Genomic DNA, 20327 nt, shown 5'->3' with positions numbered 1-20327 from the left:
TAATAAAGGATTTTTGTAAATTCAATAAAATAGCCGTCAAAAATTAGAACCTTATGAGGGGAGCGCTGGCTTGAAAAACTTTCTTTCGATCATATCGAAAGCCGGCAAATCCTCTCACAATTCCAGTAATGTTTGAATTATACTAAGCAAGCGATGGCTTCTCGTCTAATAAGGTGTAGTTCCAAAAACTAACCTCTATCCAATAAGTGAGTCTGCTACGGTTTGAACCCATCTGGGTAGATGGGCGCTGATATGCTTGACGCGCCCATTCTCACAGCTAACAAGAAGTCGCAATCTTTTGCCACTATTATCCAGCAATAAAACCCGATGCGCTATTTGTATAGCTTGAGTCAGGTGGGTCATGCTCCGCCCGAAGCGCCGTTCAATATCTGCCGGAGGTACTGCGTGACCGCCTCTTAATATGCGCTCAGCCACTCGGCTTCGAGATTGGAGGACGCTTGATATCCCAACAAAAACCAGATTAACTTTAAATCCTCGGTCTAGAGCATCCTTCATAAAGGCACACTCGCCTTGGCCAGACAGAGTTGTTTCGATAGCAAAGCTGCACCCTAGTTTTAGCAACGCATGGCGCCGTTCGATTGCTATCCGTCCAGCTTTGCTGGCAATAGCTGGGGTCGTTTGCTGGTTGGGGGCTATCTCAACGGCAATGTTATCAGGATTGATAATTTCAACTCTTCCGGCCACGTAACGTTGTGCGAGAGTAGACTTTCCGGCACCATTAGGACCCGCGAATATCCATAATTGAGGCAAACTCATAGAATTTTGATAACTTCATCACCTGCTTCATTGAAACGAACAAGTTCACGATGGCCATCAGGATATTCCTTAATCAGGAGACCTTCTGGTGTGTCGTCTTCAACATAATAGATGGGAAAGCCCGCGTCTAAGTGCTCTTGAGCAGCGGCACCATCATCATAGCTAGCAGCGATGACGAGGCTATGCCAAAGGGTATCACTGTTATCAGTTGATGATTGAGGGATAGATGTCATTTTAAACCTCTACGGAGCTAATTATTTTTAATTTTACAGCACCCTTCTCATGATACAAGTATAATCACATGGGTTGCATATGTCTTGAACATGCCTATCCGGCCTGCCTAAATTTGTTAGAAAATATTCGCTTCTTTCGATAATTTTTTATATTCTGACCTTATCGTCAAACAGACGTGTTGCCGTTTTCAATATCATCGATTTTAGGCTAAATCTGCATAACAGAATATGACTTTAATTTTAGAGAGCTGCCTTGGCATTCTGCCTTTTTATGAGCTACATAAATCAACGCCTCAACTCTCCAATTTTGCTAAAAACAGACAATTTGCTTAAATGCGCTGCCTTGAGATGAAATGAGATGAGGGTATCCAGCTTGTTTTTAGCTATATGCCGCTTTATAAGGCTAAATACAGGGGATTTAGGGTATGTTTGAGCCAATACGAGTGAGCGAAAATAGAGGGGTGAAAAAAGCCCGCGGCTTGGATGGCATCGAACGCAAAGGGTCTGAAAAAACATTATTGAAATAATATTATAGAACCTAATGAAGCATATTATTCCGCGCTAAAACAGTTTATCTAACTATGAAATTGCATAGAGAACACCACTATGAATGAGTCCTCTGCCATATGAAAATTGGTATCTTTTTGGCTCATACCCAAAGCATGCCGGATAGTGGTTGGAGTTGGATACATACCAGAAATCGTATCTTCATCAGTGGTTGTAGTCAGTCGTTTACGGTCAACACGGTCACCATAAATACCAATATCTTTTAGCCATCAAGCGGAATGCTTAACAGTATTCAGTCGAAGCCATTGATCTAAAATCTCAAATTCAAAGTTGTTACTTCGATAAAGCTCGCTGATAAAACTATAGACCATTTCAGCATCTGCCGAAATCAAGACACCATTCAAGGCAAGAAATGTATAGGTGACTGCAAAAGCCGTTCGCTTGTTACCATCAATGAATGGGTGATTTTGGGCAAGGCTTTCCCAAAGTGCAGCAGATTCTTGTATAAGATCGTTATAATAGCCTGTCTGCGGACGAAATAAGGCAGCCTCTAATAATTTTATCTCGGATCCCGTAAGACCCTCCATATCGATCTATTTGATCAGTATGAATAGCCAAAGCTTCAACAAGGGTGATAAACTCACTCATTCAGCTAATTTTTTGTATAGCGTTGCAAAATTTTTGTGGCTTGCCTGATAGATATTCATAACGCGGCTGCGAGGCTGATTAAGTCTCCGTTTTTCGATCAGATCAGATAAGGCTTCTTCGACTAACGATTGAATCTGTCTCCCTTCGTTTTGGGCAAGGTTTCTAACCGTGTTCAGTATCTCCATATCAACCTGAGTGGCGAATTTTTCACGTGTGTGGGTTGCCATAAAGCACCTCGAATATTGGGTTGATATCATTTATCATGATAAATAATGACAGCCAAGTAAGACAAGATATACTCTCTATGTTTCCAGTAGAGTGGGTTAACGTTAGCTATCTTAAATCATATTTTAATCGTTTCGCTTAATAAAATGTCTATTGAGCTGTCCAATTTCGCTAAACAACTGTAGTGCTTGAGATATATCATTTAATGATAGCTGCTGACATGATTAGATCGTCTTCACATCAAAGAAAATAATATTGGGTATCAAATACTGTGAACACTAAAAACAACGCCTATAATTACACTGGCGACCGCCCAATTACTGAAGAGAAAGACGATAAACTTGGTTTTTCTGCATTAGCAGACCAGATTGCTCTCTCTCTTACGCAAGCTAAAATTGAGGACGGTTTTGTTGTTGGTATCGAGGGTGAATGGGGTTCTGGTAAATCTAGTCTTATTAATCTGATCAAGAATAAGATCGAGAAAGAGCAGGATATAATAATAGTCGATTTTAAGCCGTGGCTTGTTGGTAATCGCGATATTTTAATTGACGCATTGTTCTGTGAATTTGTTACCGCCTTAAAGGAATATTTTCCTTATAATGAGATAGCAAAAAACTTTAAATCCTTTATTAAAGCAGCAGAAGACGGTTTTCCTAAAATAAAGCTGCTTACAGTAACTAAATATCCGGTAAACTTGATAACATTTTTTTTGAAAAAAATAAACGCTATATCTTATAGCGCTTGTATCGATATAATTATAGAATTCTTGTATAGTATTACATCAGAGAAATCTCTTTCTAATCTTAAAAATCAGCTAACAACAATATTTCAAGATATAGGTCGTCGAATAATCGTAGTAATCGATGATCTCGATCGCTTGGATCCCTCAGAAGCAATAGAGGTTCTGCGACTGGTGCGTTCCGTTGCTGACTTTCCGAACGTAACTTACGTTTTAAGCTATGATAGAAATATTCTTTGTAAAGCCATTGAAGAGCAAATAAAAATAGATAGCGGTCAGTCATATTTAGAAAAAATTATACAACTTACCATTCCTCTCTTTTTGCCAAATTTTTCTGATTTATTATCTTGGTTTAAAGATGAATTATACTCTTTGGTACCGAGATTACCTTCCTATCAAAAACTATCGATAGATATATCTTTAGCAAGTGAAGGATGGCATAGAGTAAAAACTCCAAGAGTATTGATTAAAATATTGGATAGTATCCGTTTTATTTACCTTATGTGATAAAATATAACCTTAATTTGGGTGATTTTGTCTGGCTACAAATCATCAAAAATGATGATCCTGATCTCTATAATTGGATAGAAAATTATTGTAAAAATGTCTTTTATTATTCTCTATTTGGAGAAGGAGGCTTTCCTGACAAAAAGACAGAAGAACTTGAATCTTTAAAAAAGATTCTTAGTAAAGTATCAGGAAAGCAGAAATATAATATTGATTTTTCTCATTATTTGCCTTGTGTTAATACGGATGAGCAATATAATTTAGATATATGTTGGTGGTTATCATCCTCTAAAAGATTGTAATTCTATTAAATTTAGAAGATTAAGAAGCATAAATCATTTTTATCTTTATTTCTCTCCAAGAGAAAAGCCTTTTATATTTTCTCTCGAAGAAGAGAATAAAATATTCAATCGTCTTAGAAAAAGTCCTGAAGAAACTGAATCCGTACTGATGGATTTATCTTCTACTATTTTTACAGAAAGTTTAAATAAAGCTTCTCTATTATTACAATGGATTATGGAAGGGATTTATGATATAGAACCTATCGCTATTCGTAATATAATTATAGCCATGTCTAATATTATGGATAATAATATTGAAAATAATAGTAATTCTTCTAAATTTAATTTGTTTTCAGATAATTTTTTCAAAAAAAATATAAATAAAGATTTTAGTAATCTTTTCAAAGACGGGAAGGCTATTTGTTGGCTCTCTTTTTATTTTAGAAACGAATTTTGGGCTCATGGCCGAGGTGGAGGTTCCAAAACCTCCGAATCTGAATGGCGTTTTAAAGAAGAAGCACTAGATAAAATTATTCCTATAATGAAACAAAGATATCTTCTTCTATCAAAAGAGCAAATCTTTCAAAATATTAGAGGTTGGATAATTCTTGAAGCTTGGAAAAACATTGACAATGCAGGGTTTAAAAAATTCTGGAATGCCAATACAAAAGAAGATGAAGGTTTCATCCAAATGATGGAATATCTTTATGGTAAGGGCGGTTACTCTAGAACACCTGAACTATACAATCTTTTAAAAATGCCAGACCTAGATGGTAGCCAAGAGAATCCAACATTTTCTGAAACTATATCGAGAATAGAGTCTTTAAAAGATGATCCTCATCTAGGTGATCGTTCTAGATCCCTCTTAGAAAAAATTGGGACAGTCTCTAGCTGATAATACTCGATGTAATTTTATACCACTCGGTTTATATATCTTAATTCTTCTATTCCTATCTAATAAGGTAAATTATTCGAGACACAATCCTTGCACCTCTAAATCAGGTAAAGAAAATTGTTGTCGTTAATGCCCAAAGTAACACTTGCAAGATCAAGGAAAAGTCCATCAAATACCTAAATCTTTAAACAAGGTGCCAGTATCTTTAAACAATTTTACTTTTCCTGATTACAATTCAATAATATATTTTTGTTATTAGTGTTTTTTCTTGAAGCGATTGACGTTACTCATTGATGATTTTATCCATAAGCAAGCGGATATCCTTCGAAAGACTAAAGTCCCTTTGTCCTAACGCTTATCAACTGGCCTATACCTTAATTAAAACAACTCTGAATGAGATCCTAGCCGCACCAAATGAAGGGTGCATTCGTCAGGCTTCCGGTAAATTAAAAGCAAATTAGGCTTAATGTGACATTCCCGATGGTCATTCCAGTTTCCCGTCAACGAATGATCCTTCAAACGAGGAGCTAGCATAACGTCACTGGCTAGATGGGTAACGACAGGAATAAAATATTTATCTAACTGCGGATCGGACTTTCGTTCTCTTTTGTAATCGCGTTTAAATTGAGATGTTCGCTCAATCATCCGCATGAAGGTCATCCATCAGAGATTGAACACTGTCGAACTTTTTCATTTTACCGGCACGCGCGTCTTTCATAGCAGCCAATGTCTTTTTGTTTGGAATCAAAGGGTCAAAAGGCAGAGCTTTTTCTTGAACGACTTTAGTGAGCATCATGCGGACAGCATCAGATACCGTCAGACCAATGCTTTCTAATATAACAGCAGCCTCCTGTTTTATCTGTCCGTTAATGCGAGCCTGTACGAGCTGATTAGCTGCCATTACTTCCTCCTATATGAATGACAATGTAATACATGTTATCATTTATATAGCTTTTTAGAAAGCATCATTCCTATTTTAAAGCAGTATGTGTCGCAGTGAATAAAAACTTCCCCCTGTTGGAAAATAGCCAATATAGAATTGGGAATTGGCTATTCATGGGGCCTGAATTTATGATTTAACTGAGGAACATTCCTACTTCTTTTATCCCTTTAGGGAGATTCTTCGCCAAGCTGGATGCAATACGGTATTTAGAATCCCATGGGATATGGTCTTCCATGGGTGCTAAAAGCCCAATAAGTATTTTCTTAAGAGAAGATTCATCAGGTAAAAAAGTCTTACCGTTACAATCGAATGTCTGCGGTTTTTGGTAAACCTTACCAAGCAATTTCGGAGGGTTCTCTTCGAAAGCCTGTTCAACAAATTGTAGCCAAGATGGGACACTTTTCATGTGTCCCAGTTCCAAATAGGAAATCGACTGCTGTTTTAAGTCAATCTGAACATTGTTAGCTTTGGCAACCTGAGTAGCCTTTTCCGCCAGCACTCGCGTACTCCAGTCTCTCAACAGGCGTTCTTGGCGAACCCAGTTCCGGATGTAATCGATTTGGTCTGACTTTTTCATAACATGCATGTTTTACAACCGCTTCAAAAGCGTTTGTTAATCAATGTATGTGTGACTGAATTGTTAATTTTTTATTTTTTTACAAAATTCAATAATTAAATTGAAAAATACAAAATAATTACATATGAACAACAAGCATAAGGTTACGACTCTAATTACGACTCTGTCAGTAGAGGCATTTTAGACAGCAATATGTATTATTTTTCAATAAAAATTTTACAAAGAATCTTTGTAGATTTTAATTGCGGGCAAGCTGATGACAAATAAATCAGTTACATTGCAGGCTCATAAATTATCGGCAGATATTCCCTCAGGATATTGTCCCTATTGCGGCTCGCGCGTGCATGTCTTGTCTAGTCACATGCAATCGGATTTGATCCGAGACAGTTATGTCGAATGTAATAACAAGCGGTGCGGTCACCGCTTTGTATTGCAGATTTCATTCATTCACACAGTTGAAGAGCCAAAGTTTTTTGAGATCTCGCTGAATCTTCCGAAATCTCCGAAATTAAAGGCGCGTCAAAATGACAATTAAAACAGCCGAAAATATGCCCTCCTTAATTGATAGCGAGATCAGCACATTCAAGCAGAAGATTAGCAATGCCCTGTATCTTTATATGGGGCAGATGGAATGCGGTCTTCGCCTGTTGATGGATCGCTTGGAAGGTATTCGTCGGGCAGAAGAGACCCGTTCTTATGCTTTACTGGAAAATGTCTCAAAAGATGAATTCATAAGATTTAATACTGAAATATTAAGTCTTATCGAGGTGATTAAACGTTCGGCAACTACGGCCAATGAGGGCTTGAACGGCTTTATCCAAAACTTTGGTTCGTCTTTATGACCTATTGTTTTTTCAGCCTTTCCTATTTGGAAAAGACCTGTTCTTTTCCCGTCAGTTCTAACCTTGGGTTTCTGGCCGATGCCTATTCGGCAATCCCTTATCTTCTCATTGGAGAGACCGTCTTATGAGTTCTATTCATGCGACCGAAGAGCTGACTGAAAAGCTCCAATCCATTATCAGCCTTGAAGAAGAAAAGGCACGTCTGGATGACCAGATTGCCGAAGCCTATCGTGATCTGAAAGGTCAGAAATATGACATCAAGAAGGCCAAGCTCGCGGTTAGCCGTTCGCGGAAAGGTCATCCTGAAAATTCTATTCGTATTCTGATCAACCAGATCGTCAATGATCGGGCGATGAGCCGGAAGCTTGTTCCGTGATCAGAACCGGCGCCCCTTTCCTCTATCTCTCTATCTCAAATTCAGGCCTGCCACAGCGGAGAATCTTCGCTGTGGCTTTTTTGCGTCCAAGACCGGAGCCCGCACAATGACCGCCTCTTCTTCATCATCTCATTTCGTGGCGTCATCTCCTATGTCTCCTTCACTTAATGCCGACTTGTCCTCTTCTGACTCTTCCTCTTCAGCGACCCACTCGGATGCCTCTGCCTTTTCTTTAGAGCCTGTCTCTGCGTCTTTTGAACAAATGACGCCCACAACCAGTCCTTTTATCGACAGGCTAGGCCGTTTCAAGCGCGGCACCTATCGAATAATGTTGATAGAAACCGGCATGCCATATGACAGCGCAAAGATCATGGCGGATCAGGCCGCAGAACAGCATAAAATAGACCGCATATTCTCTAAATCAATGCCACTGGCCAATAGCGTCGCCCCCGAAATTCCGGCCTCAAATACCAATCTTGAGGTTACAGCCCCCGCATCAGAAGCGTTCGACGAAATCGAATATTTTGATCAGATGGTGTCTAGCGGGTGTGATCCTGAAACCGCTGCCGATATCGCCCGTAAAACGGCTGAGACCAGACGCAAAGACCCTCTCGAACGAGCCACCCGCTATAAAATCCGCCGTCGGACTCCTGATCCTGTGCATCGGGATTCTTATGAGGTTGGCGAACGCGAGAAGTCAGTCTGGAAGCCGGTCAATCCGCAAGAGATTGGTGCCTATCTGGAAGCGGTCGATCAATATTCGATCAAAACTAAGGGCTTAAGCGATAAGGCTGTTCGTCTTCTAAAAATGCTGTTTCGGATGGTCGATTTCAAAACTGGCCGTCTGGAACCGACCCTTGATACTATTTGCGATAGTGTCGGCTACGCCCGTGCGACGGTCGTCAAATTACTACGACAGCTACAGGATTTAGGCTTCATCCGCTGGATACGCCGGTCAATCAAGATCAAGGCGGACGGCAAAGGCCCCCGCCGTAAGCAGACCAGTAACGCCTACGGCTTCTTGTCTCCCAAGGCTTGGCCAGAGTTGGCCAGACAGGTTTTCGAGCGCGTCATGCGCCGGAGGAATGTGCCTGTTCCTGACGATATCGACCACGCCCAAGAGGCGGACAAAGCCGAAACCAAAGCCATAATTGAAAATCTTCCCCCTGTTGAATTCATGAAAGAAATATCGGGGGCAAAAGCGCCTAATGCGCTCACAGATTCATTGATACAGCTTGCGAAATCTATCGAGCGGGCAGACCAACGGGAACAAGAAGAACGGGCTAAGAAGGCAGCACAGGCCGATCAGGACGAGGTTAAAACACCTTCCCAAACATCTAAGGAGGATACCTCAAAAAAGCCCCAAATTTCGGACAATCAACGCGAGTTCAATTCTTATACTCTATCCTGTTATAATTATTTATCTAATACCGACGATCAAAAATCTAAAACGACAGAAGAGAATATGGACTGTCTCGCTCCTGCTAACGCAGGCTCAACAGGCGTTGTTTTAGAAAACAAACCTAAACCTGATCGCTTCACAAAAGAACTCAATACCCTGAACCTCCGGCCTGATCAGGTAGCGGCTGTCCTTCAACACAAGAAAAAACGGAGAGAACAGCGCATGATGCCCCTTTCACCGAAAGATATCGCCGACCTCCTCGTTAAAACCAGACAGATGCGCCCATGACCCTGTCAGCTGTCATTCTGACAGATCACCGTCTGTTTATCCCTCCGGTGCTGTTCGCTTCGCTCACAGGCGCGGCGAGAAAGAAATTTGCCTTTCGGTAGGGCTATCTTATTCCTAATAATCCGCATTATCGATAATGGAATAAAAGGCTAATCTTTAAAAACCAAATTATAGCGATTACATCAGATCTATGAATGTGTATTATACATAACATGAAAAGTCGTGATTTGATCAAAGAAGTTGAAAAAGCAGGATGGATACTCGACCGAACACGTGGTTCTCATCACGTTTTCAGACATCCTCATTACTCTCATCATATCACGATACCTCATCCTAAAAAGGAAATTGGTGTTGGGCTTGTTCGGGCTATCCATAAGCAAGCCGGATTATAGGAGAAGTTTATGCGTTATCCCGTTGCTATAGAGCCAGATACAAAATCTACGGCTTTTGGTATTGTCGTACCGGATTTACCCGGTTGCTTCTCGGCTGGTGATACGATGGATGAAGCTATTGCCAATGCTGAAGAAGCCGCATCTGCTTGGATTGATGCCACATTAGATAGCGGTCAAGATATTCCTGAACCTAGTTCTATCTCAGATTTATATAAAGACCCTGATTATAAAGGATGGTCTTTCGGTTTTATCAATATAGATCCAGCTTTGTTGAGTGATAGGGTAAAGCGGGTAAACATTACTTTACCGGAAAGAGTTCTCGAACGTCTTGATCTCTTGGCCAAAAAGGCTGGGGAAACCCGCTCTGGCATGATCGCTTCTTTGACCTTAAAAGCTCAAAAACAAACAGATCATCATTCAGCTGTTATGATCTAACAAGTAGTAATGCAAATATCATATATTTTATAGGGTATGTCGTAAAACCAAGAGCGCCGATTATTCGGCGCTCTTTTTTGTCGTCAAAGTTTTCCGTTTACTTTTTCCTGATAATTCCGGCCGGAATTGTCCAGTCCTTGCCTCTGGCCGGAAACCACCTCTTTCCTGATCTGACTGTTTCAGCCTCAGGTGAACGAGGCGATAACTTTGCCCATTCTTTCTCAAAGCACAAAAAACGCCTTGGTCTTCCAGACGCGATAACATTCCATTCCTTCCGTCATACCGTTTTCACCAAGCTCAGAAATCAGGAAGCGCACATTAGAAAACTCTGGATTGATACTGTGCTTGGGAATGAAGCGTCCCACAAATCACAGGGCACGATGAACTATACGAGCGGAATTGAAGTCGCCAATCTGAAGCAGGTTATTGAAGCCCTGACCTATCCGCCCGAGTGTATCATGCCATTCTGAAAGGTTCATTCTGACCGTCTTGTTTGCATGAAAAGAAAGTTCGGAAATCAGGCATCTCAATAGGTTATCTTTAAGAGGAGCCAGCAGTGCTCCATGGCTACCCAAAGGGTGCATGGCGCAGTTGGCAAGGGGGAATACTGCCCCCTAAAGAGCAGAAAAATAAGATTTCATTTAATGACCGCTTACGCCTCATTCATGACGTAGATATGTATTGTGTGCGAACTCGTGAGCGGACATCTTGTATCCTAGGCATGACTGAGGATCAGGGCAGGATGCTTATGGTCGCGGATGAAGATATCATCGGATGATCAAAGAGCGGGAAACTAAATATGACTATGAACATTGAGCCATATGATTTCGATGCAGAAATTGCATCGCAAATGACCACTGAAGAACTTGCGATAAAGGTACTTTTCTCTATAAAGGCGACTTTGCGCGAACGTCATGATTATGATCTTAATTTCAAATCCTTTCGAGTTAATTTCGAAAAATTTCTAGCCAGAGACCCAGCGTAGGCTGATCATAAGCGCCAAGTCTATTTTCGGGCGTTTGCTGAAGCATGGGCGTGGCTAGAAGTGAATCTTTTTCTAGTGCAAGGATTTCCACCGAAAGGAGTAAAGTCCCCCGATTGCCGCGCACTTTCCCGCCTTGCAGAGAGCTTTTCTGAAGAAGCCCACGTGACAAGCTATATGATAGCCCGCAGGTTCTCTAAGTCTCTCCTCCACGATGAAATTGCTAGCAGATCGTGGAGAGCTTTTGAACGTGGCGAATATGATTCTGCCATACTTCAGGCAATGAAAGCTGTAGAAATCGAAGTCCGCAGCGCTTCGGGACTTGAGGATAGAGATGGAGTAAAACTAATATCTTCTGCATTTGCTCCACAAAAAGATAACAAACCGGATTGTGGCCCTTTGACGGATAAGGAAGTAAATACTGCGGAGCAAAGCGGTAGATTGCAGTTATTTGCAGGAACATACAGTTCTTATAGAAACCCCACTGCACATAGGGATTTTTCTATTGATAGCCCAGAAGAGGCGATAGAAATATTGATGATCGCCTCACACCTTCTAAGGATAGTTGACGTGCGTAAGACCGCAATAGCGCAAGAACACTCCGTGCAGTCGGTATCAGCAGAGGGCTCTGAAGACGTTTGATTCTTAAGTTGAAAAATCCAGACCGGACATTCGGTTCCCCCCCCAAAAGGGACAGATTTTAAAATGGACAAGGGGGTCAACGGGGGAAACATTCCCCCTTGCCCCCCTACAGCGCAAAAAAGTAAGGTTTGATCTAATGACTGTTTACGCCCTCATCTCTGATATACGATGAGCATTGTTATGGCTTCGCAGAATAGACAGTCAGGAGGGTTTTTAAAGCCACATTTTGAACTTTTTGCCTTCTGAAGTAGTAAGGAATTATGAGTAATGAGCATCAAATAAAATCAAGTTTGACACTATGAGCTTGTTATGAAATATTTCCCCAATAAGTTCATTGTATTTTAAACAAAGCCAATAAAAGTAATGACAAAAGAATATGATCCAAAATATATAATTGAGTTATCCAAGAGTTTAGTAGATGCGATTGAGCTATCTAGGTTTTGTTGACAAAGAATATAATTTAAGATTTTTAGAGATAAATTGAGAACAAGTTTTGTAGGGCAGATAGGATGCGAGGAGATCTGACGGACGCGGAGTGGGAGATAATAGAGGGTCTTCTTCCAAGCGAACGAGGCCGCTGCGCACGCCCCGCCAAAAGTAATCGGTTATTTCTCAATGGTATGCTTTATGTGCTTCGAACAGGCTGCCCGTGGCGAGATATGCATGAACGTTATGGGAAATGGAATTCGGTCTATGTTCGGTTTCGTAGGTGGGCGGAACAGGGTGTCTGGGACGCTCTTCTTGAAACCATGGTTGACCTTGGCCTGACAGATGACTGGCAACATATGATAGATAGTACGATTATTCGCGCCCACAGCCAAGCGGCTGGCGCAAAAGGGGGACGTATAAGGAAGGCTTTGGTCGAAGCCGCGGAGAGGCTTTACGAGCAAGATCCACGCCCGTTCCGATGGTCAAGGTCGCCCTCTAGCTTTCGCGCTAGCATCCGCATATTTTAGTGCTAACGCGAGTATCGATGGATGAAACCCAGTCGATATGGATCCCTTTGATCGAAGCCATTAGCCCACATGCAAAGATTCTGCTGTCTTGTGCTGCGCCCCGATCTTTGTCCCATTAAGAAATATTTTGTTGAACTTGAACCAAACGTAATAGACGTTCCTAAATATCTAGTTTCGCTGAAAGAGTGAAAAGCTATGTCCTTCTATCATTGTATCGTGGATCTTAAATTTTTGTATACCACCGATACTCTTAATACTAATGCTCCTCTGAGAAATCCTTCCTTAGAGGAGATCCCTTAATCCTCAATCGGATATGGCCCTAGAAAACGCACTCCATTGAAATGGATAAGGTGTGATGGTGCATCAGCTACCCACACTTCAGTTTCCCACGCAATTTCTCCAAGGTAACGCCCCATGATAGCTCTGTTGGGGAAAGCGGTGACATATACTAGGCCAGCAGTTGATCCGGCAAACAGCTTGGCCAGTTCGGAATGACGCTTACCATCGACCGGCCCGTGGCTGGTGACAGATTCAACCAGAAGCAACCAGTTTTTTGCAGTATAGTGCAACACAACGTCAGGCATTTTTCCGTGTGAGTCTACATTGATGCCTAAATTCTCTATAGAAGTCGCATCGAAATAGCCCCATTTATCAGCCGTGTCGCCGACATATATAAGTACACTACCTGGTGCGAAACGTGGGGCGAATTCCTCGATGATGGATTGGATCAGCTCGCTATGTTCACCGGGGCTAAGAGTAATTTTATTTCCTGGAGCAATTTCAACTGGGATACGGTTCTGCTGCCGTTCCTTGGCATATTTAGCAATCAGTGTTTCACAGCCGGTCAGATAGTTGATCAGGTTGTTATGCCAATCAGGTGTATCGAAGGTTTGGATTAAAGATAACGTTAAAGGCTCAATCTGATAAACTGCCTTGGGACTGTTAACTGGTCGAGCTGGATCATCTGGATTATAAAGAACCATTCCACTATCACAAAACTGGTGTATAGATTGTCGGCGGATTGTCTCACGAGTATTTGGCGCATAGTCTTTGTCATAGTGCTTCCGTATCCAATCCATGATGGGAGTGATACCCATCAAAGGGTTTTTTACTTCACTCCATAACTTACCTGGCGTTAAGTTTAGTAATGCCAACAAGCAAAGCGCCGTTCGTTCGTTTTGCTGTGCTTTCGGCATCCCTAAGGAAATGATAATTTGTTGTGCGGCCTCGATATAATCGTTTTTATTTTTCATTTGGTTATTGTATCCAGCTTGCTGTCGATCAGGTCTTGTGTAAGAATTTTCTGCTTTATAGCCCACTCTCCAAGCTGAATTAGGGTATAACGGCTTGGATACTTTATTCGCTTGAGATCATTGGCATTGACTTGTGTATGACCGTTGAAACTTCTAAAATACTTATCCACTGCGGTAGTATTGAGGAATACAGTCAGACCACGAGCCAGTGCCTCCGGTAATCCGTGCTTATCCTCGTGAAACAGGTTTATGTGATTTTCAAAACCTAGCGCCAAATAGCTGCCAAAGGCAACTGGATCAATGAAGCTTGCCATTACACGTCGATTTTCTTCTTTCGTTGAAAAACGGCGTACCACACAATAAAATCCGTTTGGGTAAAGCCACCTTTCTGTCTCATCGTTGCGCATAATCGCATTCGGCTTCTTTAAACTTGGTATAGGCCAAACTGTGCCGGTTATCTTCAGGTGTCCTGGGTAAATTAGAGGCACAGTACCGGGTTCAGGCATGTTGCGCAGATGCTTTTTTAGCCGAAAATCGACAACAGGGCCGGTCGATACCTTCACGCCAATGTCAGCTAGCGAGTAGCAAATAGCAGGCGAGAGCTCTATAATACTTTTCTTGGTTGTGGTTGGTACATGAATGAACTGCTCAGGATCATCTGGGAATATTATTTGATCAAATGGATGTTTATAGGTGTCCAAGTCGGAAAAGGTATCGTCTGTTGATGTTGTAACCGTAACCGGCCCTGGCTTTCCACCTCGTTCTAAGCAAATAATGATATTTTCCTGGAGCACTTCATCATCCTTGAATGCCTTATTCCTAGCATCAAACAGGTGGATATGACGTATAGCTGTACGCTCCAGAATAAAATTACGGAAAGGACGGTAGTAAGGGCCGTTGCAGAAACTCCTCGGGATAATGGTAACGATTTGACCGCCACGCACGGTCTCGCCTACGACCAGTGCAACGAAAGCAGAATATAGATTTACCGTCTCGATACCAACACTACGCAGAGCCAGTCGGTGAGCGGAACGGCTATTAATTTTCTTATAGGGCGGATTAATAATTGTATGAGTATATCCTCGATTCTGTAAACCATCGGCGGTCGCCATCTTGATGTAATCGCCTGCGATGATATGAGATTTCACTCGACTATATTTGGTCAGGTGTTGTTCGAGGTACCCTCGTAAGACATCGTCAACCTCATAGGCTGTCACCTCAACAGACTCAAAGTCAAAGCCACCTGTTGCCCAGCGATCTAGAAAAGCGCATGAAAGTGCGCCCATCCCCGCGCCTGCATCTAGCAGACGGCAAGTTTGCAAAGTGCTAGGTGGAAACAGGGATGCCATAAAGCTCGCTACGCTCGAAGGCGTCATAAATTGGCCGAACTTAGACTTCCTTTTTCGCTCTATACGTGGAGCGACTTCCCGGCGCACAATGTCTACTATCTCTAGTTGTTGGAGCATTTACAGTCCTCACTAACGCAAAAACACCGATGTGTTTAATATATAGTGTATGGAGCATATACCGTAACAGCCTGCAACCTTGGTGAGCATTCTTAATGCTAAAAGCTTCTTTTTAGATCATGCTGAAGGTCTAGGTATGACCTATCTGTCGAAACACGAGTTGCCCTATGATTTGTTTTCTGTATGGCACCAAGATATTACAAATTGACAGACATCTTAAGAGTTTTGAACCTTAGTGATCGAGTGAAACTGAGGCCTTTTCAGATTTCCCCTAATGTCAAATTAAGTGCTGTCTCCAAACAAGAAGATAAATGAAGAAATAGATAAATTTTCTATTTAGATATAGCACATCCTGGTCCAAATATCTGGCTTCTGCCACCGGTTTGTGGTATTACCTGAATCTGCGTGCTAATCCGTTCCTTCAATGCTGGTACGTGTGAAATGATACCAATCATCTTACCATCCTGCTGCAGACTGGCAAGAGTTTCTAGGGAAGTGTCGAGAGCATCTTCATCTAGAGTTCCGAAACCTTCATCAAGGAATAGCGAATCTACCCGAACATTTTTGCTGGCCATATAAGATAGCCCCAGCGCTAAGGATAGGCTGATGATAAAGCTCTCTCCACCAGAAAGATTTTTTGTGGAGCGGATCTCCCCCGCCTGATAGCTGTCGAGTACGTTTAGCTCCAGAGGTTTTGCCTCATCTAGGGTCAGCAAATAGCGATCAGTCATTTTTTGCAATTGCTGGTTGGCGTTACCAACCATAATCTCAAAGGTTAGCCCTTGAGCAAAGTTACGATATTTCTTTCCATCTGCGGAGCCGATCAATTCATGCAGGTTTACCCATCTGCAGTATTCTTTTTTCTGGGATTCAATAGCGGTCTGCTTTTCCTTTATCCGCTCCTTTGCGGCCATGTTCTCACTTAGACTATGCTTAAGGTCTGCAATGATATTCCGCAGATTTTCTAAGGATTTCTCTTGTTCCCTGAACTGCGACTCAAGTACTTCCAGAGAATTATCGGTAGTTCTTATAGCCATTTCTGTAATCAGACGAGTTTCCCGATCTTTTTGTCTGGCTTTTAGATCCGTTCGGCGTACCTCTATATCTCTCGCCATAGCCTGCAAATTCGCTAGATCTTCAGAGGATAATGCGGCCGCCAAAAGCTGTTCTTCATTCGAAAATTTCATATGATCGAGTGCTGTACAAAATACTTTTTCATATTTTTCGAGTTCTGGATCTTTTTTCTCGATACGTGCCTCCAGAGATTCAACATTAGCCTTCGCTATATTCCATTTTTGTTGAAGCTCATTGTGTTGTCCTCTTACCTGCTTTTCGGCACTTTCTGCGTCAGAAATCGTTTTATTTAAACACTCTTCCTCAATATCTGGATTCTTGTCACCGTACAGATCCTTACGTTCATTATTTGCAGAAACGAGTTCTTTTTTTAAAGAATCTAGGCACTCTAGCTTTTTGGATAGGATCGTGCTTTGTGTTTCAATCACCGACCCCAAACTTCTCAGGTCGCTATCAATATTAGCAATTTGTTTCTCGATATCGGCCTTTTCCTTGACCTGTGTTTGCCAAGCATTCCGCTGCGCTCTGAGTGATTCAACTAGTGATGAAATGCCCGTTTCAGGGATGTCCGAAATACCAAGTGGCTGGAGTTTGACAGTAATAGCCTGCCTGCATTTGGTAAAATCAGCACGAAGCTTCACCAGACTGTCTTTCATCTCGGTGAAGATCTTATCGGTGGCCTTTTTGTTATTATCCGCTGTTAATTCTAGCTTTTCAGCATTCGTCAAATTTTCCCGAGCCAGACTTTCTGCTTTTTCAAGTTTCTGGATAGAAATTTCCTGATGCTCGGCTTTACTGATCAGATTGCTCAGGAGGTCAATCTTTTGTTCGACTTTATCGGGAACGGGGATATTCCCTTCCGCGAATGGGTGTTCGGTTGCGCCGCAAAGAGGGCAAGGTTTACCGTCTTCTAGTTTTGCTCGGATATCCTCAAGCTCGGTAATTTTTGTTAAGAAGGTCATCTCACGCAGTAGAGTTTCTTTTTCGGTGCGGTATTCTCGTAACAAGCGATCTCCCAGCAACTGCTTCAAAGCATCATTGTCTTGCTGAAGCTGTTTTGAAATCTCCTTCAATTCCTGCTTCCGACTCTCCGATTGTTTTTGACAGTCGTTGAATGACTCTGTTGCTGAATCCATAGCCATCATGGACGTCTCTTGATCGGACTCTTTTTGGGAAATTACTTGTTGTTTGGATTGTAGGCCCTGAAGCTGTTCTTCAATTCCAGCTAGACCGCTAATCAGCCATTCATCATTTGAATGCTTTTTAAGATAGTCATCTACAAGATTTTGTATCTCAGAAGCCCTGGATCGTTTTTTCTGTTCTTCTAACAGAGCTTTTCTGTTTGTCTCAATTTTTGCTGCATCCTTTTTACATTCTTCATTACTTTCAGAAACAGTTTTTTTCTGATCTGTAAGTTTCTGGTCAAGGAATCGAACTTTCTGCAATATCGGCGCGGCCATTTTTTGCGCTTCTTTTAACCGAGCAGTTTGCTGCTCAGCCGCTTGTAGTGCTTTTGTTTGTTCCTTGGTAGATGCTTCCAGTCGACAAAGATGCTTTTCCTCAGCTTTTAAGCATGCTTTATCCTCTGCTATCTGTTTGCGGATGGCAGTAAGTGTTGCGTACGTACCGTCCAGTGAGGCTGCACGTAAAGCTCGATCTAGCTTTTCTTGATCCAGCTTAAATGCCTTGATAGCAGCCTGAATCTGGCTCTCTTCAGCGGCCAGACTGGCAATGTCATTCTTCAGCTCATTGATGGTAGTGAGCCATTCAATGGCCTTTCCAGTATCAGTGAATTTGGCAATAAGATTTTTTTCTTCTTTTAGTTCTGTCTCTAGTGTCTGCTTAATCTTTTGTTCCTGATCCTGGTCAAGAAAGACGATGCCAGCAGTTTCAGCCTGGATCAGGTTCAGTTTTACCTTCTCATCACGTTGTCGTTCATGGACACGGGTAGATATCTGACTGTAAATTTCTGTACCCGTTATCTGTTCTAAGATCGGAGATCTGTCATCCGGTGAAGCCTGAAGAAATGTAGCAAAGTCGCCCTGAGCCAGCAACATGGACCGGGTGAAACGGTCAAAATCCATGCCAGTGACTTCCTCGATCTGTTCGGCTACACCTCTGATTTTGGATTCAATGATTTTACCGGAGGCTGCATCGGAAATTTCGTGTTTCGGAGTCTGGAGTTCACCATCTGGCTTTGCGCGTGCCCGACGCTGACTCCAATGACAAAAGTAACGTCCAGACTGGGTTTCGAAGGTTACCTCGGCAAAACACTCACCAGTCTGGCGGGACATGATTTCGTTTCCGCTTTTTGTGACCTTGCTCAGGCGCGGAGTCCTTCCATAAAGAGCGAGACAAATAGCATCAAGGATCGTAGTCTTCCCTGCCCCGGTGGGACCAGTGATGGCGAAGATGCCGTCAGACGCGAAAGCCGGATGTGTCAGGTCGATTTGCCACTCGCCGACCAGAGAGTTCAGATTTTTGAAGCTTACCTGCAGTATTCTCATCGAGAGTCTATCTATTCCGTTTGTGTATCGTTTTCATATAAAGATAAGATCGTTTCATGATAGGATCGAAAAAGCTCAAGCCGCTGCTCTTCAGGTATCTTATGAACATCAAGACAGCGTTTGAATACATCGTCCATATCTAGATCATCAAGTGTTTCCTCTTTGTGGATTTGCCCCAGCATGTGGTCAATGATGCGGTTATTCTTTATCCGGAGAATCTCTATCTGGGTTCCAGAGATTGCAGAATCCAAGCGCTCACGAAGGTCACCAATAACTTCACTGCCGTTATAAATAACTTCAAGCCAGCCTTGGGGAGTTGTTGCCGACAATTCAAGGATGCGGTTTGAAATGCCGTTCCAGTCTCCCTTGATGCGCTCAAGTTTTTGAAACACTGGCACGTCGATTAATTGTATAGATGCGGCCTTATTGTGGAAATCAATTTGGCAAACGCTCTTCTGCTGTTTTGCCTCTCCAAATCCCATAGGTAATGGAGAACCACTATACCGTATGGTTTCGGAACCATTCACCTTTTGCGGAACGTGAAGATGCCCAAGTGCCATATAATCAAAACTTGCAGAGAAAATTCCCGCTGTCACATGAGTCAAGGAACCTACATAGAGTTCGCGTACACCATCGCCGTCGACAGTTTGTCCTCCAGCGGTAAACAAATGTCCCATGCCAATGATTGGAATATTGGCATGGAGTTCTTCACGTTTCTGTTCTGCTAAAGTGGCGACTGCGGCATAATGGTTACGAATACTATCAATCAGCTTACGCTCCTTATCCTCGATACTTTCACCTGCTTCTGCCACACGGATATCTCTGTCGCGAAGATAGGGTACAGCGCAGACAATCAATTCTGGTATGTCCTGCTCATTACGCAGTACCAGAACTTCGTTTTCCATGCATTCCGAGCTACTGCCGACTATATGGATATCAAGAGCTTTGAGCAGCTCCTTAGGGGCATTAAGAAATGAGGGAGAGTCGTGGTTACCCGCGATGATGACAACATGTCGACATGATGAGGATGCCACCCGACACAGGAATCGGTAATAGAGTTCTTGGGCGCGATTGCTTGGAGTGCTGGTGTCAAAAACATCACCTGCCACCAGTAGCACATCAATTCCATTCAACTGAATCGTCTTAGCCAGCCAAGTCAGAAAACCCTCAAACTCTTCATAGCGTTTCTTGCCGTAAAGAAGGCGCCCAATATGCCAGTCGGATGTATGAAGGACTCTCATTCAGTAACTAACGTCTTCATCTGCGCAAAGTGACGTTCATCCTCTTTTTGAATTAAGCAAAGTAGGTCATTTAGTATCGGCTTTGCTTCAGTTAGAATTGATGGATCGTGTTCTGGGTCAGATATCTGTCCAGCATGAG

At 42.4% G+C, this 20327-nt stretch carries 24 protein-coding genes; 13 read left to right on the top strand and 11 right to left on the bottom strand.

Annotation, left to right across the window (positions count from 1 at the left end; translation table 11 throughout):
* Positions 1-195: 195 nt before the first annotated feature.
* The 4 genes from FBY58_RS09120 to FBY58_RS09105 form a co-directional block, all read right to left on the bottom strand.
* Positions 196-777, bottom strand: coding sequence for an AAA family ATPase (locus FBY58_RS09120; protein ID WP_141920735.1), 582 nt, complete (start codon positions 775-777; stop codon positions 196-198).
* A complete protein-coding gene (locus FBY58_RS09115) occupies positions 774-1010 on the bottom strand; it encodes a hypothetical protein (protein ID WP_141920733.1) in 237 nt (78 codons plus the stop codon). Before FBY58_RS09115 ends, FBY58_RS09120 begins: the two co-directional genes overlap by 4 nt.
* Positions 1011-1786: 776 nt before the next feature.
* Positions 1787-2104 carry a type II toxin-antitoxin system death-on-curing family toxin gene (locus tag FBY58_RS09110; protein WP_260432195.1) on the bottom strand — a complete coding sequence of 106 codons (318 nt, stop codon included), beginning with the start codon at positions 2102-2104 and terminating at the stop codon, positions 1787-1789.
* 57 nt (positions 2105-2161) lie between these two features.
* On the bottom strand, positions 2162-2392 hold the full coding sequence (locus FBY58_RS09105) for a hypothetical protein (protein WP_012817662.1): 231 nt from the start codon (positions 2390-2392) through the stop codon (positions 2162-2164).
* 269 nt (positions 2393-2661) lie between these two features.
* Here FBY58_RS09105 and FBY58_RS09100 point away from each other — a divergent pair, with 269 nt between their 5' ends.
* From FBY58_RS09100 to FBY58_RS09090, 3 genes are all read left to right on the top strand, one after another.
* Positions 2662-3636, top strand: coding sequence for a P-loop NTPase fold protein (locus tag FBY58_RS09100; RefSeq protein ID WP_141920732.1), 975 nt, complete (start codon positions 2662-2664; stop codon positions 3634-3636).
* A gap of 17 nt (positions 3637-3653) precedes the next feature.
* Positions 3654-3938 (top strand): hypothetical protein, encoded by a 285-nt coding sequence (locus tag FBY58_RS09095; RefSeq protein ID WP_141920731.1) that lies wholly within the window; start codon positions 3654-3656, stop codon positions 3936-3938.
* A 148-nt stretch (positions 3939-4086) separates the two neighbouring features.
* Positions 4087-4812: a hypothetical protein gene (locus tag FBY58_RS09090; protein ID WP_141920730.1), complete on the top strand. Its 726-nt coding sequence runs from the start codon at positions 4087-4089 to the stop codon at positions 4810-4812.
* Between the two features lie 378 nt (positions 4813-5190).
* Here FBY58_RS09090 and FBY58_RS09085 read toward each other — a convergent pair whose 3' ends face one another.
* The 3 genes from FBY58_RS09085 to FBY58_RS09075 form a co-directional block, all read right to left on the bottom strand.
* Positions 5191-5463, bottom strand: a complete 273-nt coding sequence (locus tag FBY58_RS09085) for a type II toxin-antitoxin system YafQ family toxin (RefSeq protein ID WP_141920729.1) — start codon at positions 5461-5463, stop codon at positions 5191-5193.
* Entirely contained in the window at positions 5450-5713 is a 264-nt protein-coding gene (locus FBY58_RS09080; RefSeq protein ID WP_141920728.1) for a type II toxin-antitoxin system RelB/DinJ family antitoxin, read from the bottom strand. Before FBY58_RS09080 ends, FBY58_RS09085 begins: the two co-directional genes overlap by 14 nt.
* A 175-nt stretch (positions 5714-5888) precedes the next feature.
* Positions 5889-6341 carry a hypothetical protein gene (locus FBY58_RS09075; protein WP_014466401.1) on the bottom strand — a complete coding sequence of 151 codons (453 nt, stop codon included), beginning with the start codon at positions 6339-6341 and terminating at the stop codon, positions 5889-5891.
* A 247-nt stretch (positions 6342-6588) separates the two neighbouring features.
* Here FBY58_RS09075 and FBY58_RS09650 point away from each other — a divergent pair, with 247 nt between their 5' ends.
* The 10 genes from FBY58_RS09650 to FBY58_RS09025 all read left to right on the top strand — a co-directional run bounded on the left by FBY58_RS09650 (position 6589) and on the right by FBY58_RS09025 (position 12647).
* Positions 6589-6867, top strand: coding sequence for an ogr/Delta-like zinc finger family protein (locus FBY58_RS09650; RefSeq protein WP_014466402.1), 279 nt, complete (start codon positions 6589-6591; stop codon positions 6865-6867).
* Positions 6857-7174 (top strand): hypothetical protein, encoded by a 318-nt coding sequence (locus FBY58_RS09065; protein WP_141920727.1) that lies wholly within the window; start codon positions 6857-6859, stop codon positions 7172-7174. Before FBY58_RS09650 ends, FBY58_RS09065 begins: the two co-directional genes overlap by 11 nt.
* A gap of 124 nt (positions 7175-7298) precedes the next feature.
* Positions 7299-7550, top strand: coding sequence for a DUF2312 domain-containing protein (locus FBY58_RS09060; protein ID WP_012817686.1), 252 nt, complete (start codon positions 7299-7301; stop codon positions 7548-7550).
* A gap of 106 nt (positions 7551-7656) precedes the next feature.
* The gene (locus FBY58_RS09055; protein WP_141920726.1) at positions 7657-9240 is read left to right on the top strand and encodes a helix-turn-helix domain-containing protein; all 1584 of its coding nucleotides are present in this window, start codon (positions 7657-7659) and stop codon (positions 9238-9240) included.
* A 194-nt stretch (positions 9241-9434) separates the two neighbouring features.
* The gene (locus FBY58_RS09050; protein WP_185738207.1) at positions 9435-9632 is read left to right on the top strand and encodes a type II toxin-antitoxin system HicA family toxin; all 198 of its coding nucleotides are present in this window, start codon (positions 9435-9437) and stop codon (positions 9630-9632) included.
* A gap of 9 nt (positions 9633-9641) precedes the next feature.
* A complete protein-coding gene (locus FBY58_RS09045; protein ID WP_141920725.1) occupies positions 9642-10067 on the top strand; it encodes a type II toxin-antitoxin system HicB family antitoxin in 426 nt (141 codons plus the stop codon).
* 137 nt (positions 10068-10204) lie between these two features.
* A complete protein-coding gene (locus FBY58_RS09040) occupies positions 10205-10537 on the top strand; it encodes a hypothetical protein (RefSeq protein ID WP_141920724.1) in 333 nt (110 codons plus the stop codon).
* An 86-nt stretch (positions 10538-10623) separates the two neighbouring features.
* Positions 10624-10845: a hypothetical protein gene (locus FBY58_RS09035; RefSeq protein ID WP_141920723.1), complete on the top strand. Its 222-nt coding sequence runs from the start codon at positions 10624-10626 to the stop codon at positions 10843-10845.
* Positions 10846-11112: 267 nt separating this feature from the next.
* Positions 11113-11691, top strand: a complete 579-nt coding sequence (locus FBY58_RS09030) for a TIGR02391 family protein (protein WP_141920722.1) — start codon at positions 11113-11115, stop codon at positions 11689-11691.
* 509 nt (positions 11692-12200) lie between these two features.
* Complete coding sequence (locus tag FBY58_RS09025) at positions 12201-12647, top strand: IS5 family transposase (protein WP_260432194.1); 447 nt, start codon at positions 12201-12203, stop codon at positions 12645-12647.
* 296 nt (positions 12648-12943) lie between these two features.
* Here FBY58_RS09025 and FBY58_RS09020 read toward each other — a convergent pair whose 3' ends face one another.
* The 4 genes from FBY58_RS09020 to FBY58_RS09005 all read right to left on the bottom strand — a co-directional run bounded on the left by FBY58_RS09020 (position 12944) and on the right by FBY58_RS09005 (position 20188).
* Positions 12944-13900, bottom strand: coding sequence for a BsuBI/PstI family type II restriction endonuclease (locus FBY58_RS09020; protein WP_141920721.1), 957 nt, complete (start codon positions 13898-13900; stop codon positions 12944-12946).
* A complete protein-coding gene (locus FBY58_RS09015) occupies positions 13897-15186 on the bottom strand; it encodes an Eco57I restriction-modification methylase domain-containing protein (RefSeq protein ID WP_221624827.1) in 1290 nt (429 codons plus the stop codon). Before FBY58_RS09015 ends, FBY58_RS09020 begins: the two co-directional genes overlap by 4 nt.
* A 512-nt stretch (positions 15187-15698) precedes the next feature.
* The gene (locus FBY58_RS09010) at positions 15699-18947 is read right to left on the bottom strand and encodes an AAA family ATPase (RefSeq protein WP_141920719.1); all 3249 of its coding nucleotides are present in this window, start codon (positions 18945-18947) and stop codon (positions 15699-15701) included.
* 11 nt (positions 18948-18958) lie between these two features.
* Entirely contained in the window at positions 18959-20188 is a 1230-nt protein-coding gene (locus tag FBY58_RS09005; RefSeq protein ID WP_141920718.1) for an exonuclease SbcCD subunit D C-terminal domain-containing protein, read from the bottom strand.
* Between the last annotated feature and the right edge of the window lie 139 nt (positions 20189-20327).

The organism is Zymomonas mobilis (assembly GCF_006715975.1).
GTDB lineage: Bacteria > Pseudomonadota > Alphaproteobacteria > Sphingomonadales > Sphingomonadaceae > Zymomonas > Zymomonas mobilis_B.
This window is presented reverse-complemented; position numbering and strand designations above follow the sequence as displayed.